The organism is Microcoleus sp. B5-D4 (assembly GCF_036705145.1).
Taxonomy (GTDB): domain Bacteria; phylum Cyanobacteriota; class Cyanobacteriia; order Cyanobacteriales; family Microcoleaceae; genus Microcoleus.
Genome location: NZ_JAUBTV010000012.1, coordinates 1 through 24,912, shown reverse-complemented (window position 1 = coordinate 24,912; position 24,912 = coordinate 1). Strand labels below are relative to the sequence as shown.

Sequence of the window (24,912 nt, the reverse complement as noted above, 5' to 3'; positions counted from 1 at the left end):
ATTAATTGAGAATTAATTGGACTTACTTCTTTTCCAAGTAATCCTTATATCGAGCAATCAGTGAAGGTGTGCCATATTTCATTACTATGTAATAAAAACACTTTTTACCTACATCTGAATAACTTCGAGGCTTCTTCCTTCCTTGGGTAAAACCCAAACCCATTTGTATGAGTTTGCTGGGACTTTTATATTTATCAGATAATTCCAAAATGCGCTCAAAAACTGCTGTTTCTGACTCATTTGGCAGTAATCTTGCGAAATCTTCCGCATCCCAAATTACTGGATAATCCTCTCTGGGTAAAAGTTTTGGAGTTATATTGCCTGTGATAAGGTTATTATCAGGTGATAATTCTTCACTTGAGTTATCGGCTGAATTATCTGGTAAATTATCTGACTTTTGGCTGGCTTGCGATCGATGTAATTCTATTTGTCGATCGAGTTCTTCAGTCGTTGATTCGGCTAACCAATAATCCCACGATACTGACTGATTTAATGCCCGATTTAGTTTGTCTATGTCCGATTCTATTTCAGGTTGTGTTTCAGATTGTGCTTCATATTGTAGTTCAACTTTTGTATTTTGCAAACTAAGGTTTAGATCAGGTTTCTGGTCAACTTCTGAATTACTAATAACTTGATTGTCCGACTCTGAACTAAAGCCATTAAATAAGTCATAAACCCATTCAGGACGTATCCAATAAGGAGCGATGGAAACGGCTAAATCTTTGATGCACTCTCCCTCTTCATCTTTGATACCAGAAATAGTGCCTTTGAAGAGTGGTTGATATTTACTGTCCGATCGTAACTGAAGTTTAATCACTCCTGAATTGACAGATTTACTGAAACCATCACCCCCGCCAAAAGCAGCATTAGTATCATTGTGAGCAATAAAGATAGGCGCTTCTTTACCTTTGCGAGGGTCGCCAACAACTTTTCTGGTTAATTTGCTGGCAGGTTCCGCCGTACCTTCTTCAAAGCCATATTGTGTCATCTCATCAAAGATAGAAGTTAGCCAATCGTCCTTTAGAGTTCTGACTTTGAATCGATCGTACATGGCGTTAAGTTGTTGACCAACTTCATCAAAGTTTTGATTTGCGCCGTAGCCGGGAACGCCTAACTTAACCAGAGTTTTCCAGCATTCATCATAATTTTGGTGAAAGTGAGGGTCAGCGATCGAAATGATTTTGTGACCATACAAATAATGCCGGCACAGTGCTAAAAAAGCTGCAAAGTAACTTTTAAAGCTACCCATATCCCCATAAATTAGGAGGGGTTTGTGCATCAGTTGCCCAATCCATCCTCCTTCATGCTCCTCAATCAATTTCAACAGCTTCGATCGGGCAGCAGCTATATACTCCGCTCTTTTCTCTTCTGCTGTTTTCTCTTTTGCCACACCACCAGCCACACCACCAGGCACACTATCAACAACAGAATCAGAAACGGAATCTGTTTCTGTTTCTGAGTGAGAATCAGAAACAGTTTTTGTTTCTGTTGTTGGGGGTTGTGAAGTTTGGAGAAGATGCTGAAGAATTTCTGGGTGATCGTGAGCCATGACCCGGACAAAATTCTGCTGAGTCTCTGCTTTGTAGACCTCAACTGAGGCATCAGCCCGAAGCTTCTCTTTGACCACTACCTCCTCAACCAGGACATCGGTGAGTGCGGAGTTAACAGCAGCATCAAGCGCCCGCTGTTTCAGTCGCTGCTCAAATTCCCAAAGCTCTTGCCGTTCGAGTTTTTCCTTTTTTTTCTGGCTGTCGTGCCAGCCAAAATATCCGCAGCCGATCGCAGCGAGAGAGCTTGCTTGCCGAACTCCCACCCAGCGATCGAACGGAAGCGGCATCAATGCCAACCCCAAACAGCAAAATGCTCCAAAGAATGATCCCACCGTGACCCTGTTACTCATGGACTTCTACCCCTTACTACCCGATGCCCAATACCCAAAATCCAATGCCCGATGCCGACCGATGCCCGATGACTGATGCTGACTGATGCCCGATGACTGATGCCCGCTGACTGGAAATATCCCGGCAAGGGATTAAGCGAATACAGCCGTACCAGCCGGGATGAAAGTGCTATTTACTACCAGCACCAATGATCCACATGGAGAGAAGGACAAAAGCAACGATCGCCAAACCATGTTGCCAGGTCAGCAGATAATACAAATCCCAGAAGCAGAGAATGCCTCCGATCGCCAATGCTGCACCGCCCATCCGCCAGAGTCCGAGATAAGAGCGATCGGCTGGCGACATGAAAAACAAACTGAGAGAGCCGATGACGATCGCCACGATTCCTAAGAAAAGATGTGACGGAAAGAGCCGGAATAAATTTGCTATGCCGATGCCGATCGAGAAATTCACTACCAAAAATAACCAGTTGTTGACATTCTTGAGGCGCTTCAGTTGCGATGACGGCTTGTAAACGAGTGATTCATCCTGTGATGGCAGTTGTTGCTGTTGCTGCACAGGAAGCGTTTTCGGTAACTGTGGAGTTTGTAAAAACATGATTGGTGCATTTATTGGATGGTTGACCGTACATTAAGCAACAATTGGGGCAAATTTCGATATTCTGTATCGCTGAAGTTTCAGCAACTACTAGATATCCGTAACTGTTGAGTAGTTTTATCCCCGGTTCATGATCATTTGTTGTTACCCAACCTGTGTTTGTCGTAGCAGCAATGCCTTTAGTAACATCGATCGAGCTAACGACTTTGAAAACTTGACCTTTTGAAATAATCAAGTTTCACCTTTGAAAAAATTAGTAAATCTTGAGAAACCACGATTTATCTGCGAAGCAACACCATTAACTTTGCCTGCGATATCTCCTGACCAATTAACCGCCAAATTGATTGAATCCTTCGCTCTGCCTGTTGCCGATCGTTGTGTTGCTGAGCGTGTTGTGGCTAAACCTGGAGCTGAAACAAATTGAGGTTGAGAGTAATTGGACTGACTAATTTGGAGTGGAGAAGAAGTCGAACCGCCGAGAGATGGATGGCTCAAGCCATGAGTACCAAATTTCAAACCGTATGCAGCTTGCTTATAGATATTGGTTTCTTCTTCTTTCCATTTTTCTAAGTCAGCAGCAAACTCTGGATTTCCTTGCATCCTTTCAATGGCTGCATCAACTTCGGCGACTTTCTTGGCGATCGCTGCAATTACTCTATTATCCCAAAGAATATTTTCCTGTACTGTTTCTGCTGCAAATTGTTCCTGATTTTTTGTTAGCCGATAATCTTGCTGCTCAACTGTTGCGCCGTATTTCGCACGAGCAACGGCAACATCTATTTGAGCTTTCTTGATTTTCTCAGCGCCTTTATAGCCTGCTTCCATCAGCCAGCCTTGGAACTCACGGAAACAGATTTGTGCGTCAATGAGTAACTTGAACTTCTCTTTGATTTCGGTGATGTGGTCAAGAAACCATTTTGCTTGGATTGCCCGATCGCCGATCGCAGCCCAGCCCTGGGGAGTGAGTTCGTTCAAGTTAGCAGTTGTGATGCCAAAAACATCATCCAACATTTGCTCCCCGTCTTCATCAAGAGCGCCACCTACTAAAGTTCCGAGAAGTTTAACCAATACATCCGGTTCTTCCATTGTTGCTTGCATAAGACCTCCATTTTGTTAATCTAAATCAGTGGGATTAGAAGAGTCGTAATTATCAATTCATTGCATGCAGATTCAGTCTCGTTATCAGCATCATCCTCTTGTTCTTGGAGACTGATGAAGAAATCGGTTGAGGCGCTAATCCGGGTTCTGGGGTCAGAAACTCGTTGAACAGTAAGTATTGTCCCTGGCTGATTTATTTCGGTGATTTGATAAACAAAGCCTCGATCGATCGCTTGTTTGGCAGTGGTTGCCATGTAACGGGGACAGACAAAATCTCCTAATTCTAAAGGTTCACCATTCAAAGATTTTGGAATGTCTGAAGTTTCAGATTGTGCAATTTCGTCAAATTCGTATTGATTCATTGGGGTTTTTCCGATGATTACTCATGTAGAATTCTCGACCTTCTAGAAAATCCACTGCCCAGGTTTGAGCTAAAGCAGCAGCTTCATCTTTGGTATCGCCCACACCATCATTCAGCATCCCTTGTCCAAAACCGTCGTAGACATTCCATCTCCACAGTTCGAGATTTCCCCCCAGGAATAAGGAATAGGAAGAGAAAAACTCTAGTTGGATTTGCAATCCTGCGTAGTAATAGAATCCTGGTAACAAACTTTCTTCATCACCATCGAAGTTTTGGAAAACTTTGTTAGTCAAAGTTCGTGAAACTTTGATTAGTCTATTTTCCCGGTGAAGTTTCTTAGCTAACTGTTGCTGCCACTTTTTGAAAAATAACATTGACTTACCTAAAATAAGAAATTGAACAAGTACATAGAAGCTGAAACTGCGAAAACAAAATAAGCCAGATTGACGAGTACCGCCATAGTGTATACCATGATTTGAATCATCTTCAGTCTCAGGGGAGTGACCCGAAACCATTCGGTATACCCATCCAAGTTTTTGCCCTCCGAGTTTCTTGTCTTACGCAATTCGTTGTGAGCCGAGAAGATATAGTGCAGCAAATCCTCCGTCACCTTCATGTTCATCGTGAATGCGATCGCCTTGATTTCCAACTCACTCTCATATTCCCGTGAGAGAAAATATCTGCGTGTTCTCGGTGTCCGGCTCAAGCCAATTTTACAGAATGTCGTACCTTGAATGTGTATCGATCGTTTATCTTCTCTGAGTGCTTGACGATCGTGGAATGCGTAGACAAAGCCGGGCCCGTAATGGCTCTGTTGTTTTTTCTTCACCTCCATCTGAGCAGGGGAGATTTTCAAACGGGGTTTGGGTGTTAGTTTTGCTGCCAGGTTTGATGAAATTTGCCGTATATTTCGCTGTAAAAGCTGTCTGAGCATCATTGTTTCCCTCGGATGGAGGCAAGTATTGTTTGAAGTTTGTTAGCGTCTTCTGGTGTTAAATTATGGACTTTGCCAATCTCAACTTTTGCTAACTGTTCGCCCATCAGCCATGAAACGCTAACCTCAAAGATTTCTGCAAATTGTTCGATTTCTTGGGCAGAAACAGAAACGGTATCTGCTTCTATTGCCTGTATTCGATTGATCGAAACATTTAGCATTCTCGCTACCTGAGCCGGAGACAGCCCCGCCAGTTTACGAGCTTCACAGATGCGGTTTACGAGTGTTTGACTCATATTAAGTCCTATCTGAGGGTTTTTTTCAGGCAAGCTATTTCATGCTGCAACAATGCAATTTCTTGACCCGAAAGCTTTTTCATTCGCGGGTTCAAACTCCGAATGTCCATTTGAGCATTGAACCGAGTATCAAAATCAGAGGATGTTAGTTGAACGTCGAGAACTGCCATTTTTGCTCTGCTTTCGGTGAGTTCTGCTTGAATTTGTTCAAGCGTCATGTCTGTTACTTTTTTGAGCTTAATTTTAGGAACCCTGACTTTTCTTTTGGTCTTTGGCAGTGGCTCTGGCAGTGGAGGAAGCTCGTCTAAATCTAGGTTCAAATCGGGGTCAAAATTGGTATGACCGATAGATTGAGGCCTGAGCATTGTATGACGTTCAGCAAGGAGTTGAGCGGTAATTTGCTGTGACAGACTTTCATTGCGTTCACTTAGTGCCAGAAGTTGCTCGGTGATTTTCAGTCTGACTGACAGCTTTTTTTCAGTTTCTAGCGATCGTCTCAAATTCTCCTTGGCTGCTAGATTATTGATACTTTCAGCAATACTTTCCTCATAACTCATTGTTGCTGGGTCGGGTAATGATGAACTAGACATAGTTTGTTTCATTTCCTGGCTCACTTATGGCTGTTATTGCTGTTGTTGCTGCCAATCGAAGGGGAGATGTGGTAGGTTTTGGAATTATATTGGTTGCCGTGGACAATCGTTGGACGTGCTTCTTTGCCACCCTGTTGATATCCTGTGTGGTAGCATAATGCTCCAAATCCTACGATTAGTGCAGGTACAGCTCCACAGACTAGAGAACCTAGTATCATTGAGCCTTGTTCATTGGATTGTTCAGACTCTCCTGTAGAATCTACTGAACCAATTCTTTCGTCTGAAGAATCAATACTATCAGAAGATTGGTTGTCATTATGGAAACTAGCCGTATTATCATTTCTTTGTTTTTTCATGAATCTTCTTGAATATTACCTAAATGTCGATCGATTACACAAACTTAAATTACAAATCAGACAAATCAGACTTTAGATTTTTTAGTTCTTCTGTCCACTTTCTAAATTGTTCAGTTTCTTCAGCAGTTGGGAAAGTGCATTCATAATCTTGCTGCTCAGTCTCGAACCGATAACAGGTTTCTGGGTAGGGGCAATGCCTACCTCCGACGCAATTGGGGGGTAATTCTCTCTCTTGTGGTTGGCAAAGCTGAAGATTGTCGTCAACGGGTTCAATCAGTTGGGTGCGTAGCACGGGCGAGGCGCGTAGCGCATCGCCTAATGGAGATAAATCTAAGTCAATCACTCGGCACAGTTCCAAGCATTTTTTCTCAGCGCTGTAGACATAAACTTTCTGGTTGGGATGCCAATCGTAAACTTGGTCAGAAGTAATGGGAATTAGCATTTAGCACACTCCTGTCATAAATACTGAAGCTGAACTAATCGGATATGGAGTGACGGGAGCGGTAAAAATCGAAATTAACCACTGAATCATTGCTCTTTCCTCTTGTCTAGATTTAGGTGTAGATTTCTTGGTACAGCTACAGGAACAGCTACAGGAACAGCTACAGGAAGGGGAAGGGGAACGCAAGCTCGCATAGATAACTAAAGCAGCCAATAGTTTTTCTCTGTGAGCTTGCCTAGCTTGATGCTCCAGAACTAGGCGTGAGGCGTAGCCATCGCATAGCGATTCGCTATAAGCTTCAGCTAGTTCTCTACAAGATTCGATTAGCCCCAAAGTCCAGTAATCTGTTTCGCTTCCTGTTTTTTTCCCGGTAAACTCCCGCCACGTAAATCTAAAGGAGTCGATCGAATAGATTGAGTGATTGAACCAAAATTCGCTCGAACTTTATTTGCTCTATTTTGAAGTTTGTCCACTACATTTGCGCCCAGTGCAATGCAAAAAGTATCAACTATTTGTTCGGATGCTGCCTCAGCAACATCAGTCATTGCTAAGCTAGCTTCTTGAGTGAGCGATCGAATAGCAAGTACCATTCCATTGGTTTCTTCTTGACCGTCGCGGTGTTCGCTATGATCAACCGCAGTCTCGTCAATATCATCATTTTGAGCTTCCGCTGCGGTGCCTGTCCGTTTGCCAGCTATTTGTAACAGTGCATCTGCTGGGGGCATCATTTGTTCTCGTACCAGTCGGTAGTATTCAGTCACTTCGAGAATATCAGCGTCTACAACCTGAGAGTTTTGCCAATCTCTCTGACCCAGAGCTTTACGGACATTGGTGATGTCGCTAACTTTGCCCAGACCCAGTTGAGCTTTGAGTTCGATTCTTGAAATACTCATCTGTGTTGATTCCTATGTTTTGTAAGTAATTGCGGGTTTTGTCGATATCTCGATCGCAAATCAAGAAGATTTCCTCTAGCTGAACCAGACACCATTTTGAGAAATCCGAGAATTTGCGACTATATAGCGATCGATCAATTTCTGGGCATTCTTCCTCAAGCAGTGCCAATCTTCGTTTAAAAGTTGCTTCTGCCATTGGCTTATTCGTTTTGTTGGAAATCTTGCCCAGTTCTGCCCTTAACTCCGATCGCGTCCAGAAATTGCGCCTACCCGATTCTTCCGTAACTTGCGCTGTTATTGTCTTTCGGCGTTTCATGTCTTTGTATAAGCTACTTTAGGGATAGCTGGGGCTGTCTTTCAAGTAGCTCGCAGTCAGAGAAAAAAAACTATCTATCGTCCCGTCCGCTTCCTTTTGGGACTGCTGGCGAGCGGGTTTTTAGCTTTGGGGTAAGTTTTCGTTGCGTCCCAGTAGCCATATTCCCGTGCTCGGTCAAACACTTTACGAGCTGCTTCTTGAGGTGTCTTGCCGAAACCTCTGACAATGCAGTTGGGGTTGAACGAACGTTCAACCACAACTAGATGCTGTTGCTGTAGTAACATAATGCTGTCTCCTAGTGCCGTCTCGTGGCATTGGTGGAAAGTCTGGTGAACGTGTTGACGCACGTTTACCAGGCGTTTTTGCACTGTAACACTAAATTAGTGTTACGTCAAGAAAAACTTAGAAAGTTTCTAAGTTTTCCATTATCCTGATTTCAGTAGTCAAAGGATTTTATGGGATTTTATGGAATTTCATGGCAAAAAGTAGGGATAGTCGCGATCGCATATCAGTGACATTTGATGTGGGCGGATTGCGGGAGCGCTTAAAAGCTCAGGCGATCGAACCGAATCAGTCACTGGCATCGATCGTCCGCATGGCTCTGATCGAATGGCTTGATCAGCAGGAAGCTGCCCAATCTGAAGAATCTCAAAATTCTGAGAATTCTCACAAAACTGATTAAATTGATATATTCAGCTATTGAAAATGCTAAAAGTCTATATCCCGTCTGGATTACAACTAAATCAAAACTACTTTGGGGTCGTAGTACAAGCCCCAGAAACAAGAATCCTTTTCTGTTTCTGACCTCTTTCACCCATTTGTCGAGCCTTCTAGTCTATTTATCGTGAGTTACAGAAACACGTTTCTCTGTTTTTCGGAAACAAAGCGTGTTTCTCTGTTTCTGAGAAAGTTGCAGAGAAGTTTAGGGGACTGGTGGCGAGGGAAGCAGCAGCCCTGAAATGGCGGCCCTGAAATGGCGGCCCTGAAATGGCGCATTTGGCTGGGCGAACGTTTAAGTGGGTTTGAAAAAAACTGGGGGTTCCAATCTGTCGGGCGGAACAAAAATTACTGTTTGATCGACGACATGAAAAGTGGCAAGCTGAGCATAAAGATGAGCCAATTTTTACGAGCGCTGGAGGAGGTACGATCGACTGCAAAAATTTCTGAAATTCCTATTCCACTTTTACTCATCTAAACATTGACCCGCAGTATTGCTAGGACAAAATTTTGTCGCTATAGTCGTGTCAGAATCTCTCTTGAAACTCTTAACCACCAACTTAAAAATGGTGAAGTTCGCCGTCATGATGATTGATTAAATGTTTAATAACATTGTCTTTAATCATGTTTCTCCGAACCATTTCTATGAGCAATATCTGCGCTTCTTCAGCAGAAAGTGATTGAGTCTCATCCGAATAAACTTTGAGTTTAAATTGCTGTTCAACCGTAAGTTCAGTTGAAAGCTTATTCGATTGATTTTCATCTTCCCCTGTTCTTTCATTGGTCATAATCTCTACTGTTTTAATCGTCTGTTTCCTGGTCTTTTTCCTTGTCTGTTAGAGAATCCGTTGATAGAGAATCGGTTGAGGAATTGTTATTTTTGAGAGTTATCAATTGATTGATTCGATCGCGAGTCTCCGCACTTTCCCCCTCCAGCCACTGAATTATCACAGCCACGTCATACTTAGTCCCTGGTGTCTGCCAACCGTACATTTGTGTTAGCAGAGCCTGCATCCGTTCGGGATGGTATTCATTCCACCAAATCAATGCTATATCTCGCAGTTTTTCGGCATCTTCTTCACTAATTAATTGCTCTGTTACTCCTTCACTTACGGGTTCATGTGTGGTTGGTGTGGGCGCAGAAATTCCAGAATTTGATGCTGGTATCGCTTCACTTATAGTTTCCCCTGGCGTGGCCGATATGGATTCTTCTACAAGTTCAGATGTAGCTTCAGATGTAGGTTCAGGTAGGTTTTCAGCAGTTTCAGAGCCAGAGTCAAAGTCAGAATCAGAGTCAGAATCAGAATCAGGAAGTTTGAGTAAGGCAGTAAAGGTGGCTTTTTCGGCTTCGTTCAGCGCGTTCCAGACCTTTTGGCGATCGGCTGCACCAGTTCCGCAGACTTCCTTCAGAATTCCCTGGATATTTCTGGCTAATGTCGGGTCGCCGGCTTCGAGTACCGTCCGAATATATTCGAGTAGTTCTGCCTCATCTACTTGTTGCTGAGTTTGCTGATCAACCTCATTTTTTGGAAGATCAACCTCATTTTGGATAGGTCGATCAGCATCAAAGCCTTGCTCTGTAAAGTTTCGATCGACCCGATCAACCTGATCAACCTTTTCACCCAAACTTCCTAAATCTGGTGCTGCCGTCGCGTCCTTGCTTGCCAAATTTGCCATCGGTTCACATGATTGGGCCATCACATTCTCTCCATAATCACCCGCTGAATCACCGACTGAATCAGGAGTTAAGTCGGAGGTTGGGTCGGAGGTTGGGTCGGGAGGTGAATCAGGGGGTGAATCGGAGGTTTGGTCAGGGCCGGAATCAGGACTCTGTTCTGGAATTAGTAAAGTTTGAGAAATAGGATGATCAGGTTGATCAGGTTGATCAAAGCCAGAGCCAGTAAGGAGATCAACCTCGCGATCGACCTCAGTTTCTGAGGCAGTTTTCAAAATTTGAGGTTGATCAGCGAGTTCAGGCTGTTCGATTTTTGCCCAGACTCGAACCCGTTTAGAGCTGATGATTCGGAATTCTCGTTCCCACCCCATTTTCTTGAGAATCCCCGAACAGCGCATCTGGTGCGATCGCTCTTGCCGACTTAAATCAATTTGGAGATGATTGAGGAGATCACTCACTCGAACATAGTCCCGGTGTTCGATGTAATTGAGGATGAAATCTTCCCAGGGGTCAGACGTTTGGAAATCCTCAGTTAAGAGTTCGGCTTTTTCTTCATCATTTCCAAAATCCAGATAGGGTTCTTCACCAGAGCGATAGGCCAGCATCACAGCAGCCCAAATCGTATCTCGCTCCTTTTTAAGCAATTTGGTGTCGATCCGATGCTTGACCGGAATTACCCAAAATCGGCGGTTGCCTGTTTCATCTGCCAAGAATTCTTGTTTGTTTGTGGTTGCCACGATGATGCTGGGTCGATTGAAATCTTCGGTATCTCGACAATACGGCGGTCGAATTGCGTCCGTCTCAGTAGACAGGAAAGCTTTTGTCGCGCTGACATCCCGCCGTCTGAAAATTGACTCTAATTCCGCCCATTCAACAATCCAGGAACGGTGTAATTTGAGCCGTTCATCTTTATCTGAAACGGCACCGAGTGAATCGTCGAAGTATTGCTTGCCTGCCAAGATTTTGAAAAATGTGGATTTTCGGAAACCTTGAGGGCCTTGTAAAATCAAAACTGTGTCCATTTTGCACCCTGGTTCAAAGGCACGCTTTACCGCACCGATTAAAGTCTTTCTGATGAATTTTGCATAAAGTTCACCTTCAACACCAAAATATTTCTGAACCAAAGTATCTAAAATTGAAGTATCTGAAGCCACGGGTAGAGAACTCAGATACTCTTGAATGGGTGAATATTGATTATCCACGGCTATTTCTGTGAGTATATCTTGGACATCTTCTCTACTCGATCTGACTAATACTCCGTGTCTGATTGCGAGTTGAAGACGGACTCGATCGAGAGATACAGGTTTCCCATCTATTTCGATTCTCTTGCTAAGTGTGTTTAGCCTAATCCGCTTCCCAAAATGTCTGTTCAACTTTTGGTAATCTTGAATCATCTTGTCATCAGAATTGAAAATATTGAAACCCGATGACTTTTGATTTTCTAACTCAGGAACAGAATCAGAATCAGGAACAGAATCAGGAACAGAATCAGGAACAGAATCAGGAACAGAATCAGGAACAGAATTAGAATCAGGTGAGCAATCTAAATCAAAGGGTCGTTGAGCTTTGAGAAAGCGCCAGTATGCACCTTTGATGCAGCTTTCGACTCCATCAGGAATATAGTGTTTGATGGAGGATATAGGGTTGGATTTGACAGCCGAATCCCAGACCTGTTGCCACTCATCCTCATCCCATCCGCCACCGGGTGAACAACGGCGACAAGCATCCAGAAACAATGTATAAGCATCATCATCTGTAAGTTGTCCGAGGCGGTTGAATTCTGTCTGAACTCCAAGTAAATCTCTGGCGAGCATTGCCATTGATGTATTTCTTTGAGTTTCGACTCCATTCAAATAAACCTTAGCCTTCCCCAAGGCGGAATCCAAGGGTATGGCGATCGGCACCGGAACCTTAATATCTTTGAATTTTATCTTGGTGGTTCCTGGCGCGGGTAGAGTTTCTGTCGGCTTTATAAGTGTTGCTGTTGATGTACCGCCACTTCCTGTACCGTTAGCGGTATTTTCAATACTTATCGGTCTAGTAGAATTGACTAATAAGTCGAGTAAATCTTGCTGATTCCGCTCCTTTTCCTCCTTTCTTCTTTGCTCAAGTTCCCTGAGTAATCTCCTAAGATGTTCCCGCAAATCATTGTAATTATATCGAATACCTGATTCACTGACAATTTCTGATTTGATTGGTTCACGACCGGGTTTCATGTGCCAACCCCCTGCTAGGCGAAACACCCTACTGGGATTTTTATTACTGTCATCAGCTTCCATTATCTCGATGAGAATCACTTGCAGTTCTCGCCACTGTTCCGGTGTAACAGGCTCATCGAACAACCAATACGGCTGCATCGACTTGTCACCGCTAAATATGGTGAATGTCGGCTCTACAAAACCTACAGCGCTCCATTTTTCAAATTGTTCACCCAGAGGAATATCATCCCATTCACAGAAAATAGCGCAGCATTGGTGGATGTCAGCATCGGTGTGACCAGTACCGCCAGCGCCATTGACCACGACGTAGACACCACGCCCATCTGTTTGATATTGTTCGATTTGTTGCCAGTCTAAGCCAGAGAGTTTGCGCCCTTTATCTTTTTTCTTACGATCGTCTGTGGAATAAAAGAAAAATCTCAAGTAGGCTTCACCCGGTGCATATCCCAGGTAATTGAGATGTTTTTCAGCTAATTCACGATCGATCACGATTTTATTACTCACGTCTTTGCTACTCCTGATTTAATTCCTGATTGTTCAACTTCTGATTGGTTTAAGGAGTTGATAAATGTCTGCAATTTCAATCGCAGACGGTCAATTTCTGAATTTAGAGTGTCGCGTTCTACCTCCAAATCAGTAATTTTCTGTTCGAGACAAGTAACTTTTCTGCGATCGGCGGTTTCCTTCTTTCGTTGCTGTGATTGTTTAGGTTCAGCGACTGGTTCAGGGGCTGGTTCAGCGACTGGTTCAGTAATTGCTTTATCAAGTCGTAGCTTGCGGGGCGCGAACGCGCCATCGGCTAGACATTCACAGCATAAGCCGTCCGTTAACTTCGCAAAACGACGTTTACCATCTTTGTGATAGTTGGTACGGCACCATCCGTTTATGGTCATCAGAACCTCTGAGCTATTACATTTCAGTATTTTGTTGAGAGAGATTCTGAGAAAAATAAAGAATTAAAGCTGCTTCCACTAAAGAGCCCACACTAATTCTTTTGTGCGCTGCGAAAACACGAACTTTGTGGTCTAGTTCTTTTGAAAGAGATAAGGTACGCTTGGTTTTCCCTGGTTTCTCTGGCAAATTGTTAGTATCTGCTAACACAGTTAGCACTGTTGAGCTTAGTGATTCTGTCATCATATAAAAGAAATAGTGAGTAAAAGATTTAGCCGTCCACGCTGAAAAATTCCTGACTGCGTGTTATGGTGGCCCGTGCATTGCAAGCAAAATCTGGCAAGCTCAAAGAAAAATCATGGAGCTTTGCTAATGTATGGTGAAGTTGTTACGCTAAAGTAAGGTGGCCTTAGTACCTGTTTCAATGTCAGGACAGGCTAAGACCGCAAAGCATTTAAGGGTATGGTGATTGAGAATCCAGAACAGTTCAAAGCAAACTAAGGTAGTTCCGAACCACTCAGAATGTGATTAACTCAATGTCTGCTATGGCTTAAGCTATTACTAGCTTGAGTTTGTTTACCTTTCCCTGTGCTCTGTGCCTTGTATCTGTGCCTTTTACCTGCGAAGGATGCTGGTGACAATATTACCAGGCGTTTTTACCACAATACTACCTTATTAACCAAATGGATACCCCTTCCCATATCAATTTTCGTTTTTTGTTCGACGACTATCCAGATGTGGAAACTGAATCTTCCCTCCAGGTGCCATCTCTTCCCCCTGGCAGCCAGACCAATTCTCAGAGCCATGAGAATAATCCTAGCCAAAATGATTCTAAAAACTCTGGAAACCGCAGACAGAGGCAACCTCAGCGATATGTGATGGATGATCAGACCAAGAAAAAATTTGCTGAGCTGATCTATGAAATGCGGGCAAATCGACCATATCGAGCATTTGGCCGCTTACTTGGCGTGACTCATCCCACCATCAAAGCTTGGGAAAATCTTGAAGGAGTTCCCGATCTAGAAAATCTTAAACGTGTCGCCAAGTTCAGAGGGGAAACTCTTGAACAATTCAAGCTAGTCCTTGCTGGGAAGCAGAAACCCAGCCAATTGGAACAACTGGTACAGCAAGTTCGTACTATCTCAAAGGAGGAGCTTGCTGTTGTCCTCCAGGTTATTGCCGAGCGGATTGCCTCCTGAATCCTTCTATTTATGTTATGACTTTTTAATAAATGTATTTACCACTATTGGTAAATGGCGTATACTGGTAAGTAGCTTACTAGCACTATTTACCAATGATTAGTAATGGCAAAATTACCGACAACGTTTACAAGCCTTGATTTAACTGGATTTGAGTTTGATCGCGCGACTCAGTACACAGGGATTAGCCGGGGAATGGTGGATTTTGCCTGTGCTGCCCTTCAAAAAAATCGGGTAGGGGTGGCAGTGCGATCTGTAAATGCAGCCCTCAAAGAAATCTACGGTTACGGAGGCAGTACGGACGCAGTATGCAAACTGGTCAAGGAATGGCGATCAGATAATCTGGCACTCCTCAAGCAAGGAAAATCTGAAAAAGATTTAGCAAGTGCATTGCTAGAGGCAGCAGACGACGGATTGCTTGATGAATCAGAAGTTCCTGAAGAATTTCTAGCAGTTTCTAAGCAAATGGCGATCGCAACCTACCGCCTCGCCTTTCAAAAAGCTGATACTTCGGTCAGTGGCGATCGAATGAAGTCTCTGGCTCAGGAGAACGAAATTCTTCGGCAACAACTCAAGGATTATCCTCAAAATCAGTACGAGTTGAATTTTTACAAAGGGGAGTACGAACGCCAACGAAACGAACTCAAAGAAGCGTACATAAATCTGAACAAGCAACAATTGGCAGATTCTGAAGAATTTCGTCATCGCTTGGATTCCCTACAAGCCGATCGCAGCGAATTACAAGCAAAACTTACAGTTTCCGAACAACGTTTACTGGAAGTCGCCGAATTTGAAACAGCAGCCCGCGATCGAATCTCTGAAATCTCTAAACTCAACGGTCAAATCGAAGCACGGGAACGTGAAGTTTCTAGCCTTCATGCTCAAATCCAAACTCTCCAAGCACAAATGGGTGAGAAACAAGTCCTTGAATCTCAACTAGAACAAGTGAGAACTCAACTTAAAGAGGCTTCGACAACAATCACTAACCTGCAAAGTCAACAAAAAGTTAGTGGGGCTTTACAAGTCGATCGAGTGTTAGATGATTCTGATGACCCAGTTACTGATGCTCAGCTCATGGTGGAAAACGAAACACTCCATGCTGATTTGTCGGATGCTCTTAAAGAAATTGAAGATTTGAAAGCGCGTCTCGCTGAAACTCAAGTCGCTCAATCTGAATCTTACCCTGCATACCCTGAATCTCAAGCTGAATTACTCCCAGAATTACTCCCAGAAACGGTTTCAGACTCTGGCTCTGGCTCTGGCTCTGGCTCTGTTAACTCTGAATCTGTGGCACCTCCAGGTAAGCCCTTTGAACCAGTTTCCACAAACAAAAGGCAAAAAGTTGCTCTGGCTAAATGACCAACCGCCTAAATGACTTACAGAAACAGAAACAGAAACAGAAACAGAAACAGAAACAGAAACAGAAACAAAAGCTCAGTAGCAGTTGCTGTTTCTGTTTCTGAGCCAGAAGAAAGAACGGGTATGGATAGGGAGCTAATAAGTCTTGGGTGGGTAGCTCAAGACTTGTAGCAAAATTGGTGACTCAAAAGCTCGATTGGATTAAAACATGATAGACCAAAAAAAAGAAATTCAGCTAATGTTGATGGCGCGATTTCCTTTGCTGTGGGTAGTGAGCCCGGAGGAAGAACCAGCAGAAGAAATCTTGTGTGAAGTAGTCAAAGCCGTTGAAGGGCAAATCTTTTTCTGGGACTTTGCCCGTGGCTGGACAGATAATAGCACAGCCAAGGGAAACCCGATGCAAGCACTGGAGCGCATCAGTAAAGCGCCAGCAATGGAGCAAGTCACTGTCTTTGTCATGAAGGATTTGGGAACGCTCATTGCCCCCGGTGCAAACGGACAGATAGCAATGAACCAACTAGCGATCGTCCGCGAACTGAAAAACCTGGCATTTCAAATTGCCCGCGATCGTCGCTGTCTCGTCATTCTCTCCGACCAACTCCGAATTCCTCAAGAACTGTCTCAAGAAACGACGGTGGTTGATATCTCTTTACCAGGCATCGAGGAGATATCACACTTGCTTACTCGATTGGTTCCACCAACAGAGCTCAAACTAAATGCCGAGCAACGGCAACAGCTAACAAAGGCTTGCCAGGGGCTGACTCGGTGCCGAATCTCTCGTGTCCTTGCCAAGTGTTTGGTTCTTGGGAAAGTTGATATTCGGGCTCTCGCTGCGGTCATTGAGGAAAAACGCCAAACCATCCGAGAGACGGGAATCCTAGAATTTATCCCGCTTGAATCTGGGTTGGAGGTTGTTGGCGGACTCGAAATTCTCAAACAATGGGTCAAATCTCGATCGCGCTCTTTCACTGACCAAGCCCGCGAATATGGGTTGCCAAACCCAAAAGGTGTCTTACTCGCTGGCATTCAAGGTACAGGCAAAAGTCTCTTAGCCAAAACGATCGCTACTGAATGGAAACTCCCCCTGCTGCGCCTCGATGTCGGTCGCGTGTTCGGCAGCATGGTCGGTGAAAGTGAGAACCGCATCCGACAGGTAATTAAGCTTGTCGAGGCGATCGCACCATGTATATTATTCTTGGACGAAATAGACAAAGCGTTCGCCAACATCACGTCTGGCATGGATGGTGATTCCGGCACTTCCCAGCGAGTATTTGGAACGATACTTACTTGGATGCAAGAAAAGACCGCGCCAGTGTTCGTGGTGATGACCGCGAACAGAGCGGAAGTCTTACCCGCCGAGCTAATTCGTAAGGGGCGGATTGATGAAATTTTCTGGGTTGACCTGCCGAACCTCACAGAGCGGGAGGCAATTTTTCAAGTTCACCTCACCCGCGTCCGGCCCGAGCGAGTCAAGTCAGGGGATTTCGATTTGAAGTTACTGGCACAGCAATCAAAAAGTTTCTCTGGTGCGGAGATTGAGCAAGTGGTCTACGACGCGATGCAAAGTAGTTTCAGCGTCGGGGTTGAGTTCACCCAGCGAGACTTACTCGTTTCGATTGCCGGCTGCGTCCCTCTGGCACAAATAGCCGAGGCGCAAATTGATGATTTGAAAACTTGGGCCATTCGATCGGGTGCTAAATCCGCCAGCATTGCCGATCGGACTGAAACACCTGCGACTTTCTACTCTCATCTCTCCCCTCTTGAGGTTGACGAAAATTAATTGTTATTAAAAAGCGAAGCGTCGCCCTGAGCGTAGCCGAAGGGTCGAAGGGCAGGAACCGCCTAGCCGAAAGGTTAAATGCTTCGCTTTTTGATTCTGATTTATGAAACAAGTCATTTACTCTCAAAAATCAGATGGAAGAAATTGAACTAGGCAAAGTATTTGCTAACCCTAATGTTAGAAGAGACGGATATCTTCTCAGAAAATTGATTCTGAGAAATAAACGTGCTATTGGATGGTGGAGTTATGGCAGATGTGGAAGCACTAACGGTCTTTTGTGGTTGCAAAATTACGCAGGCTATTACTCACCTGATTTCTGTCTAGAATTCCAATCTGAAGAAATAGCATTAGAACGGACTCGGAAAATTCTTGAAGAGTGGGACAAGAATGATAAACGTCCTACTTGGACAGTTTAATGCGAGAGTTTAAAGTGGAGGAATTGGTCACATAAATTGAGGCAGAATATGGAACCCCATTTTGTTCATCCTTTATCAAGCTTGGAAACCATTGATACTGATGAAGGTCAAAAAGAAGTAATGAATAGTTGGGCATTTGCCTCAATGGTTTGGACAAGCGCCGTCACTGGCAACACCAATGCTTTAGCAATAGCCACCGAACTATTTACTAATAAACATGAAATCCCCACTTTTCTCGAAGCTTCTAAAGCAGGAAACGAAGCAGCTATAGCGGGTGCGATCGCAATTATTGCCTTTGCGATCGATGACAAATTAGCTGAAGCCTTTGAAAATAAAGGGAATTGAAATAGTATGTCTGACCTAATCAATGATTTAACAAGTGAGCCAGCGTTCGCCAATTACAAAGGTAAATGTGTCTGTGTTTGGAGAGCCGATGCCAAATTAGTTGCATCTACTATTGCTGATGCAGAAAGAATCATGGGGACTAGAAAGTGTTTGGATGGTTCTTGGCTTACGCCTCCAGAAGAAGGAACAGAACTCTGGAATTATGCAACTGAACTGCTTAATGACCCTCCACCATTTGTGTGTGTGGAGGGTCAGATAGTAAGTCTTAGTAAGTTGGAAATACTTCAAGAAATTGTAAGAAAATAGTGATGTAATGCTTCGCTGTAAGAGAATAATTTTTTGAATTTGGAATCAGATTATGGCAAAGGCAATGATGGATGCTGAAACACTGTCACAGAATTTGAAACACTTTGGTGGAACTGAGCAATATTACAAACATTGGCTTGGAATTCAGTACACCGATGGAGTCAAATATTTGGCTGATAATGCTCAATGTTATTGGTTGATTGATGCGATCGCCTCCCATCAGCCCCGTCTCAGGAGAAAACACTGCTTAACTGAGTTTCAACTTTGGTTCCTTCATGTCGGAAAAGAACATGAATTTATCAAACCCAAAGGAAAGAATGCTGCTGTCTTGACTTGTTGGGAAGATACACCAACCAAAGAAACTCAACCTGCCGTAATTCAGCAGATACCCTTTAGTGATTTTCCCTTGAAAGAAATCAAGCTTTTTCTACAAGAGAAAGTCCTTCTGTTGCCAAGTGAAAATTAAGCTCTGAAACGCTGTCTTGTTCTCCAACTTTGGAGAACAGGATAGACTTTTGCACTACATCACTCAACCAATATTAGGAGCAAATCAAATGACTGATAGCAAACAAATCCCCGATAGTACACTCGAAGAAAAGCATAAAAAACTAGCAGAATTGCAGGCAGAAGTTAACAAAATTTTTGCTGAAGCAATTACTAATCAGGTCAAAACTCTTGACTTTGCAACTGAAATTTGGATAAATACAATGTTAGACAGCAAACCTTATGCTGCAATTGCCTGTCGCATGATTCACCATAGCACAAATTTTCTAGGAGATGAATTATTGCAATTTCTGCAATATCTAGCGAAAGGAACTAATGAAAAAGATGCTTCGATCGTACAGTGGGCACTCGATTTGATTGATCAAGGTTTAAATATCAACAACACCCTGAAAGAGGAAAAGGAAAATGACGAATTTGATCTGCAAAGTCTGTAGCGGTCAACTAATGTTTCTTGGTCAGTTAGGCTATTTGAGACATTTTACTTGCCGGAACTGTGGGATTAATATTCACAAATATCCCAAAATTGTCAGAGATAAATTCGATCGCATCAAATCAATTAAATACTAACAATGCAACTCGCACAAACCAAACAATGCGCTAACTGTCCCTGGAAAGTAGACCGAAATTTGAGCAAAATTTCTGGCTATAATCGGGAAAATCATGAAGCTTTGAAGGAGACGATCGCTAATCCAAATCACGATGTGTTTGAACAGTTGACAAGTCCTAAAATCGCAATGGGCTGTCACTATTCCACTGATGAGAAATTGCTTGAATGTGTCGGCTGGATTTATCACCAACTTCGGAATAATAATTTACTTCTGCGATTGGTACTGATGCGATCGAACCAGATAAAAGACATTGAGATTGATGGCGCACAACGGGCAACTTTTTCTGAAACTTTAACCGATTAATCCAATTTACCCAACCATGCAGTATTACAAAATCGAATTTACCATCAACAAAGATGGCACTGTTACCGAAAAGGTGATTGCTTCTGGGGCTAATTGCACCGCTGTTACTCAGGAACTGGAAAAGGCAATGGGGGAAGTCCGATCGCAAGAACTTCTTCCAGAAGCATTGAGTGACGCATTAACTAAAACATTAACTGAGGAATCAACCTTATGGACAAATAGCTGATGAACTGCAAAATTCCTGGTTGTGTCAATCCCTTAGTAAACGGCAGAACTTACGAATGCGGTAAATGTACTTCAAAAATTCTTGCTGCTGCCCGGTATTTCTCTCGTCCACTTTCAAAACTTTTAGGAGACTTAGAAAATGTCACATCTCAGTGTAATCCGCACCCAGATAAAGAATCCGATCGTCCTACAGGAAATTCTTGAGGAGATGATTCGATCGGGTCTTAATGGAATTCTTGCTGGAGCTTATCTGGAAACCAACACCCATATCCATGACCCTTTTGGCAACAGTAAGCTAGCAGAGTTTGTTATTCGACGCAAACAAAGCTATCAGGGTGGTTACGACTTTGGCTTTAAGTTGATAGAAGGGACAGACGAATATGAGTTTTTAACTCGTGATGGTTCCATCCATGCTGCAAAGAAATTTATGGAACAACTTTTACCCTGGTACGCACGGGAAAATACTCTGGCAGCACTCAAAGCTCAAGGGTTCAACATTGAGTCTCAAACTGAAGAAAATGGTGAAGTCGTAATAGTTGCTGGCAAGTGGTGTTAATGCTTAAAGCCAAAGTGAAGCTGATAATGCTTCGCTTTGGAGTATTGAGTCTTGAAACTCAGAGGAAACCGAAATGTGCCAACAAACTACTCAACAAACTACTGAACAAAAAACAGACGCCGAAATCCGATAATTCACAGATGAAACACATTGTTGTCCTGAACATCATTGATTAACCACCTAAACAGTGCGTTGTTATCGAAGAACCTCCGATGATATTAACTTGGCGGGGAATGTATTTTCAATTCAATCGAAAAGTAGCGAATTCGATCGGAATTAAATGCACAAAATACATCTACAATGAAGCAAATGGTTGTCCGCTCGCTTCAATTTCTACACCAGAAATTCTTCAGGAAATTGACAACATCGAAAATCTTCACGATTGCAGCAAAACAGGTTACTAAACCAAATGAAGAAACCAAAAAACTCAGAAAATTCAGGGAATAATGTATCGGGATTGCCACTAATTGATCCACTGGATTATGCAGCTCGTTTAATTTTTGATGAAGCAATCAGAGAAAAGTGGAGTCTTCACCAATTTGCTATTAAGATTTTAGCAAATTGTGCAGGTGGTGAACCAGTTTATATGCTGGTTGCATCAACACTTATCCAGAAAGCGACAAATCTTAGTGGGGAAGAGAATTATGCTCTTCTACAGCAGTTCATTGTTGCTGTATATCAAAAGAACTCCCAAGGAATTAGATACGGAGTTCAAACATTGCAAGATGGATTGGCTGTTAACGAAGCTCAAGGAAAACAAAATTAGAGGTACCCATGACACAAAATGAAGCTGTTGAAATAGTTCGGAGACAAGTTAAGCTACTGTTCAAAGAAGGGGAGAAAGAGAAACTTTCTGCTGAACAATTTGCTGTGAAAATCTGGCTAGGGGTAATTCTAGAAAGTATCCCAGAGATAACCTTAGTCTCGATATTGTTTGAAAAGGCGACTAACAATAGCCCAGCAGAAACTTACAGAATGATAGACGATTTGGCGGCTCGTTCGAGATTATACCAAGCAGATGCGGTTAAATACGCAATTTCGTTGATTGTTCAAGGTTTGAAAGTTATGGATACCGACAATACCGACAATGGCAAAAATTAAGTACAAAGCAGACGATCGGATAGGACAAATGAAGCTATCGATCGCACTTCAGTTTCTTCCCGATCTTCCTCCAATTCCCCAAAAGGATTATCGACTGATAGTTCTGGACCCTCCGTGGCTTTTCTCTCTCAGAGAAGCTGACAAAACTCACCGGGGACGATGCAGCTACCCATCAATGACTGATGAAGAAATTCTCAAAATGCCGATTTACGACATCGCCCACGAACACGCCTACGTGCTGTTATGGGTGACAAATAACCATCAAGCGCTAGGGTTCCGGTGCTTAGAAAACTGGGGATTCACGCATCGATCGACCTTCACATGGGAGAAAGTAACCAAGGATGGCAGACCCCACATCGGAATGGGTCACTACGGCAGAAATTGTACTGAACACTTTTTGGTAGCTACCAAAGGCGAACCAGGGAGTTTTAGCACCCACGGTCTGACCAACATCCCGAATATCATCAGAGCGCGGAGAGGTAAGCATTCTCAGAAGCCGGAAGAGTTTTGGACGATCGCAAATCAACTGGCAGAAAAACTAGAGAATTGTGAGGAATTGGGGCAATTGTCGCAACCGTCGAGGATTGAGTTATTTGCAAGGCAACAGCGCTCGAACTGGGATTCCTGGGGTGCTGAAGCTAATTTGCCTAAAACCTAATTCTTTTGAGGTTTCTGTTCTTAAGGTCTATTGGAATGATGTGAACAAAGACTGTCTTTCACTTGACTAATAGCAATTGAATACTTTCCCTAGTTTTTCAATGGAATTACTAGGGTTAAGTCTCTCCGTTAGTGCTTCGCTTTGAGATGTTGATTTGTTCTCTCATATTTACCATCATGACAACCGTTCATAACGACTGCACAACGACAGAATCAGAATCTAATGAATTGCCAGAGATTGCTGAAAACGGATTTATTATTGTGAGTGACTTCTTCGCATATCAGCATGAGTCGATCGTCACCGCCATGAAAAATAGTGACATTCCGCATCAGATAGAGTTTCATCCTCATAATGAGAAAATGCTGTGGAGAGAAGGTGCTTTCAGAGTCTATGTTGCTCCTTTACATCTTGAAGCAGCCAGAGATTTGTGTAGAGCTACAGAAACAGCCCCTGTAAACTAGGAATTCACCAGCAAATAGCAAATAATAGCGTAATTACTGGGTCGCTCCCAGTTTTCTCTTATGCCTTACTACATTTTGGTTACGAACGAACAAGAGGTAGATGTCTACACCACTCCCGAAATGTTGACAACAGAAGAAATTCAAGATTTGGTTGGCATCGAAGGAGAGCCAGCCACTTTTGAGGTGCTAGATTCTTCTAATTTCTCTGACCCCAAGATTGTCATAATTTGTGATAATGACGTGGAACCGAAAGCGCTGAAACCGACTTGTGTAACTAAAAAGGGAGACGTGATTTTTGGTCAGGTACTAATTCTTGGAACTAACAACTCACTCTTAGATTTGTGCTTGCTAAATCTTGAACAAGTAAAAATGGTGAAAAAAGAACTCAGATTGCACCAAAAACCACCCAAGCCAGAACACGATTTTAGTGCTTCGCTGTGAGATATTGATTGATTTTCTGTAATTGCCACCGTTAACAGGAGCCAGCATGACACGATTTTACGTTTTAATTAACTCAACAGGAATTGAAGAAGTAGCAGCAACCGAACTTCCCAAACTCCCAGAACTTCAAAAACTTGTAGGAATTCCAGGGCAACAAGCTTACTTGGAGCCTGTCTATCAGTGTTATTCTGACCGATCGATCACTATTCTGTGTGATGAAGAGTTTTTGCGGAAGGCTCATCAGCCAACTATGCTTACTCCCCAGCGCGTCATCCTTCAGGGACAAGTTCTTGTTGTGGCAATGGATAATCAAATTGAAGATTTCTGTCTGTTGACTCAGCAGCAGGTAGAATTGGTGAAACGAGAAACCAAACTTTATCAAGTAAATTCACGTTAGCCCTAACAAATCATGCCCCTCATTCTGGGGCGTGATTGCAAATAGAGCACCTATCAAAGGAACAACTAAGAAAATGGATAACAATCTGTACCGAAGCTACGGCTAAATCTTTTTTTCGGATGAGTTTAATAGTCGATCGATTCGTTCCGCGCTTCCCCCCAGCAGCAACAGCGGGAGTAATGCCCCGCTATGCTTCGCTTTTATGGTGTGACTTAGTTGAGAAGGCACACATAATGGAAGATTATTTGACTGAATGGACGATCTATCAGAAAACCTACAATTTAGCTTTAGCTTATGCCTCAGAACAAGCGGATTTGGAAAAAGGTCAACGAGTTTTCTACAATACGCTAACAGTCTGGGCGGTCAATCATCTCTTGGGATGGATGGAATTTGAAACCATTTTAGACAAAAATAAGAGTGGGAATCAGGTACTTCAAGGAATTTTAGATGTTGCTGATTTGATGTTGCCAGGAATCGGAAAGATTGAATGCTGCCGAATTTGTGAAGAAGAAACAGCTATTTCTGTCCAAGTCCAAGACGATGCGCTATGCGCCCGCGAGCTACGCATTGCCTATATCTTTGTCCAATTACCTGACCCATTGGATAGAGTTAAACTTTTGGGCTTTCTCCCGGCTGCCGACCTCCACGGCGATACTGTAGAAATTTTCGTTGCCGACCTTCAGCCGTTTGATAACTTATCGGACTATTTGGAACGCATTGAATTAGGAACGGTGTAATTTTTTGCAATTGGGAAAGTAGTTAAATGCTGGCTGCTTTCCAGCTACTCCAAACAGCACCCTTGAATAATATGAAAACTCAACTTGAGGAAGTAGCGATGCGCTACCCGCCCGCAAGCTACGGACAAGTGGCATCAGTTCTTTGTGTCACAAGTAATGTTTCTGGTAATGTTTCTGGTAATGTTTCTGGTAATGTTTCTGGTAATGTTTCTGGTAATGTTTCTGGTAAT

General features: G+C 43.2%; 38 protein-coding genes. 21 read left to right on the top strand and 17 right to left on the bottom strand.

The features are described 5' to 3' along the window. Nucleotides 1–22 precede the first annotated feature (22 nt). The 13 genes from QUB10_RS08215 to QUB10_RS08155 all read right to left on the bottom strand — a co-directional run bounded on the left by QUB10_RS08215 (nt 23) and on the right by QUB10_RS08155 (nt 8,152). Complete coding sequence (locus QUB10_RS08215; protein WP_333201153.1) at nt 23–1,900, bottom strand: hypothetical protein; 1,878 nt, start codon at nt 1,898–1,900, stop codon at nt 23–25. A gap of 169 nt (nt 1,901–2,069) precedes the next feature. Further along, a complete protein-coding gene (locus tag QUB10_RS08210; protein WP_333201151.1) occupies nt 2,070–2,498 on the bottom strand; it encodes a hypothetical protein in 429 nt (142 codons plus the stop codon). A 231-nt stretch (nt 2,499–2,729) separates the two neighbouring features. After that, nucleotides 2,730–3,596, bottom strand: a complete 867-nt coding sequence (locus tag QUB10_RS08205) for a hypothetical protein (protein WP_333201150.1) — start codon at nt 3,594–3,596, stop codon at nt 2,730–2,732. Between the two features lie 20 nt (nt 3,597–3,616). Continuing rightward, a complete protein-coding gene (locus QUB10_RS08200) occupies nt 3,617–3,958 on the bottom strand; it encodes a hypothetical protein (protein ID WP_333201148.1) in 342 nt (113 codons plus the stop codon). Further along, nucleotides 3,939–4,331, bottom strand: coding sequence for a hypothetical protein (locus QUB10_RS08195; protein WP_333201146.1), 393 nt, complete (start codon nt 4,329–4,331; stop codon nt 3,939–3,941). The genes QUB10_RS08200 and QUB10_RS08195 overlap by 20 nt, the downstream gene beginning before the upstream one ends. 8 nt (nt 4,332–4,339) lie before the next feature. Continuing rightward, complete coding sequence (locus QUB10_RS08190) at nt 4,340–4,894, bottom strand: GIY-YIG nuclease family protein (protein ID WP_333201145.1); 555 nt, start codon at nt 4,892–4,894, stop codon at nt 4,340–4,342. Further along, the gene (locus QUB10_RS08185; RefSeq protein WP_333201143.1) at nt 4,891–5,187 is read right to left on the bottom strand and encodes a helix-turn-helix transcriptional regulator; all 297 of its coding nucleotides are present in this window, start codon (nt 5,185–5,187) and stop codon (nt 4,891–4,893) included. The genes QUB10_RS08190 and QUB10_RS08185 overlap by 4 nt, the downstream gene beginning before the upstream one ends. Before the next feature lie 8 nt (nt 5,188–5,195). After that, complete coding sequence (locus QUB10_RS08180) at nt 5,196–5,777, bottom strand: hypothetical protein (protein WP_333201141.1); 582 nt, start codon at nt 5,775–5,777, stop codon at nt 5,196–5,198. Nucleotides 5,778–5,797: 20 nt separating this feature from the next. After that, complete coding sequence (locus tag QUB10_RS08175; RefSeq protein ID WP_333201140.1) at nt 5,798–6,133, bottom strand: hypothetical protein; 336 nt, start codon at nt 6,131–6,133, stop codon at nt 5,798–5,800. 49 nt (nt 6,134–6,182) lie between these two features. Beyond that, entirely contained in the window at nt 6,183–6,575 is a 393-nt protein-coding gene (locus QUB10_RS08170; RefSeq protein ID WP_333201139.1) for a hypothetical protein, read from the bottom strand. A 323-nt stretch (nt 6,576–6,898) separates the two neighbouring features. Beyond that, on the bottom strand, nt 6,899–7,468 hold the full coding sequence (locus tag QUB10_RS08165) for a hypothetical protein (RefSeq protein ID WP_333201137.1): 570 nt from the start codon (nt 7,466–7,468) through the stop codon (nt 6,899–6,901). After that, complete coding sequence (locus QUB10_RS08160) at nt 7,416–7,784, bottom strand: hypothetical protein (protein ID WP_333201135.1); 369 nt, start codon at nt 7,782–7,784, stop codon at nt 7,416–7,418. The genes QUB10_RS08165 and QUB10_RS08160 overlap by 53 nt, the downstream gene beginning before the upstream one ends. A 74-nt stretch (nt 7,785–7,858) precedes the next feature. Beyond that, on the bottom strand, nt 7,859–8,152 hold the full coding sequence (locus QUB10_RS08155) for a hypothetical protein (protein WP_333201134.1): 294 nt from the start codon (nt 8,150–8,152) through the stop codon (nt 7,859–7,861). 107 nt (nt 8,153–8,259) lie between these two features. Between QUB10_RS08155 and QUB10_RS08150 the strand changes: the two genes are divergently transcribed. Beyond that, on the top strand, nt 8,260–8,466 hold the full coding sequence (locus QUB10_RS08150) for a hypothetical protein (RefSeq protein WP_333152935.1): 207 nt from the start codon (nt 8,260–8,262) through the stop codon (nt 8,464–8,466). Between the two features lie 595 nt (nt 8,467–9,061). On the opposite strand, the gene QUB10_RS08145 is transcribed toward QUB10_RS08150, so the two are convergent. Genes QUB10_RS08145 through QUB10_RS08130 form a run of 4 tightly spaced genes read right to left on the bottom strand, consistent with a single transcriptional unit; the run spans nt 9,062 to nt 13,529 of the window. Beyond that, nucleotides 9,062–9,289 (bottom strand): NblA/ycf18 family protein, encoded by a 228-nt coding sequence (locus QUB10_RS08145; RefSeq protein ID WP_333152937.1) that lies wholly within the window; start codon nt 9,287–9,289, stop codon nt 9,062–9,064. Between the two features lie 13 nt (nt 9,290–9,302). Then, entirely contained in the window at nt 9,303–12,899 is a 3,597-nt protein-coding gene (locus QUB10_RS08140) for a virulence-associated E family protein (protein WP_333201132.1), read from the bottom strand. Continuing rightward, nucleotides 12,896–13,288 (bottom strand): hypothetical protein, encoded by a 393-nt coding sequence (locus QUB10_RS08135; protein ID WP_333152941.1) that lies wholly within the window; start codon nt 13,286–13,288, stop codon nt 12,896–12,898. Before QUB10_RS08135 ends, QUB10_RS08140 begins: the two co-directional genes overlap by 4 nt. A 16-nt stretch (nt 13,289–13,304) precedes the next feature. Beyond that, nucleotides 13,305–13,529, bottom strand: coding sequence for a hypothetical protein (locus tag QUB10_RS08130; protein ID WP_333201130.1), 225 nt, complete (start codon nt 13,527–13,529; stop codon nt 13,305–13,307). A gap of 440 nt (nt 13,530–13,969) precedes the next feature. Between QUB10_RS08130 and QUB10_RS08125 the strand changes: the two genes are divergently transcribed. From QUB10_RS08125 to QUB10_RS08030, 20 genes are all read left to right on the top strand, one after another. Then, nucleotides 13,970–14,485 carry a helix-turn-helix transcriptional regulator gene (locus tag QUB10_RS08125; protein ID WP_333152945.1) on the top strand — a complete coding sequence of 172 codons (516 nt, stop codon included), beginning with the start codon at nt 13,970–13,972 and terminating at the stop codon, nt 14,483–14,485. Nucleotides 14,486–14,590: 105 nt separating this feature from the next. Continuing rightward, nucleotides 14,591–15,844: a hypothetical protein gene (locus QUB10_RS08120; RefSeq protein ID WP_333201128.1), complete on the top strand. Its 1,254-nt coding sequence runs from the start codon at nt 14,591–14,593 to the stop codon at nt 15,842–15,844. Nucleotides 15,845–16,052: 208 nt separating this feature from the next. Further along, nucleotides 16,053–17,624, top strand: coding sequence for an AAA family ATPase (locus tag QUB10_RS08115; RefSeq protein ID WP_333201126.1), 1,572 nt, complete (start codon nt 16,053–16,055; stop codon nt 17,622–17,624). Between the two features lie 134 nt (nt 17,625–17,758). After that, nucleotides 17,759–18,040, top strand: a complete 282-nt coding sequence (locus tag QUB10_RS08110) for a hypothetical protein (protein WP_333173973.1) — start codon at nt 17,759–17,761, stop codon at nt 18,038–18,040. A gap of 48 nt (nt 18,041–18,088) precedes the next feature. Next, complete coding sequence (locus tag QUB10_RS08105; RefSeq protein WP_333201124.1) at nt 18,089–18,385, top strand: hypothetical protein; 297 nt, start codon at nt 18,089–18,091, stop codon at nt 18,383–18,385. 6 nt (nt 18,386–18,391) lie between these two features. Beyond that, nucleotides 18,392–18,691, top strand: a complete 300-nt coding sequence (locus QUB10_RS08100; RefSeq protein WP_333201122.1) for a hypothetical protein — start codon at nt 18,392–18,394, stop codon at nt 18,689–18,691. 52 nt (nt 18,692–18,743) lie between these two features. Then, nucleotides 18,744–19,157, top strand: coding sequence for a DUF6876 family protein (locus tag QUB10_RS08095; protein WP_333201120.1), 414 nt, complete (start codon nt 18,744–18,746; stop codon nt 19,155–19,157). 88 nt (nt 19,158–19,245) lie between these two features. Further along, on the top strand, nt 19,246–19,629 hold the full coding sequence (locus QUB10_RS08090; protein ID WP_333201119.1) for a hypothetical protein: 384 nt from the start codon (nt 19,246–19,248) through the stop codon (nt 19,627–19,629). A gap of 135 nt (nt 19,630–19,764) precedes the next feature. After that, entirely contained in the window at nt 19,765–20,106 is a 342-nt protein-coding gene (locus tag QUB10_RS08085) for a DUF6283 family protein (protein WP_333201117.1), read from the top strand. Nucleotides 20,107–20,122: 16 nt separating this feature from the next. After that, nucleotides 20,123–20,332 (top strand): DUF2997 domain-containing protein, encoded by a 210-nt coding sequence (locus tag QUB10_RS08080; protein ID WP_333201115.1) that lies wholly within the window; start codon nt 20,123–20,125, stop codon nt 20,330–20,332. Nucleotides 20,333–20,470: 138 nt separating this feature from the next. After that, nucleotides 20,471–20,887: a DUF1257 domain-containing protein gene (locus tag QUB10_RS08075; RefSeq protein WP_333201112.1), complete on the top strand. Its 417-nt coding sequence runs from the start codon at nt 20,471–20,473 to the stop codon at nt 20,885–20,887. Nucleotides 20,888–21,099: 212 nt separating this feature from the next. Beyond that, nucleotides 21,100–21,291, top strand: coding sequence for a hypothetical protein (locus QUB10_RS08070; protein ID WP_333201111.1), 192 nt, complete (start codon nt 21,100–21,102; stop codon nt 21,289–21,291). A 5-nt stretch (nt 21,292–21,296) separates the two neighbouring features. Next, complete coding sequence (locus QUB10_RS08065; RefSeq protein ID WP_333176197.1) at nt 21,297–21,653, top strand: hypothetical protein; 357 nt, start codon at nt 21,297–21,299, stop codon at nt 21,651–21,653. Nucleotides 21,654–21,661: 8 nt separating this feature from the next. Further along, complete coding sequence (locus QUB10_RS08060) at nt 21,662–21,988, top strand: hypothetical protein (RefSeq protein ID WP_333201109.1); 327 nt, start codon at nt 21,662–21,664, stop codon at nt 21,986–21,988. Further along, the gene (locus QUB10_RS08055; RefSeq protein ID WP_333201107.1) at nt 21,975–22,646 is read left to right on the top strand and encodes an MT-A70 family methyltransferase; all 672 of its coding nucleotides are present in this window, start codon (nt 21,975–21,977) and stop codon (nt 22,644–22,646) included. The genes QUB10_RS08060 and QUB10_RS08055 overlap by 14 nt, the downstream gene beginning before the upstream one ends. A gap of 176 nt (nt 22,647–22,822) precedes the next feature. Beyond that, nucleotides 22,823–23,107, top strand: a complete 285-nt coding sequence (locus QUB10_RS08050) for a hypothetical protein (RefSeq protein ID WP_333176191.1) — start codon at nt 22,823–22,825, stop codon at nt 23,105–23,107. 60 nt (nt 23,108–23,167) lie between these two features. Continuing rightward, nucleotides 23,168–23,548, top strand: a complete 381-nt coding sequence (locus tag QUB10_RS08045; RefSeq protein ID WP_333176189.1) for a hypothetical protein — start codon at nt 23,168–23,170, stop codon at nt 23,546–23,548. Nucleotides 23,549–23,594: 46 nt separating this feature from the next. Next, nucleotides 23,595–23,945: a DUF3846 domain-containing protein gene (locus QUB10_RS08040; RefSeq protein ID WP_333201105.1), complete on the top strand. Its 351-nt coding sequence runs from the start codon at nt 23,595–23,597 to the stop codon at nt 23,943–23,945. 119 nt (nt 23,946–24,064) lie between these two features. Next, nucleotides 24,065–24,682 (top strand): DUF1822 family protein, encoded by a 618-nt coding sequence (locus QUB10_RS08035; protein ID WP_333201103.1) that lies wholly within the window; start codon nt 24,065–24,067, stop codon nt 24,680–24,682. Between the two features lie 26 nt (nt 24,683–24,708). Beyond that, nucleotides 24,709–24,912 (top strand): hypothetical protein (locus QUB10_RS08030; protein ID WP_333201101.1); only part of this gene is annotated, 204 nt, incomplete at its 3' end.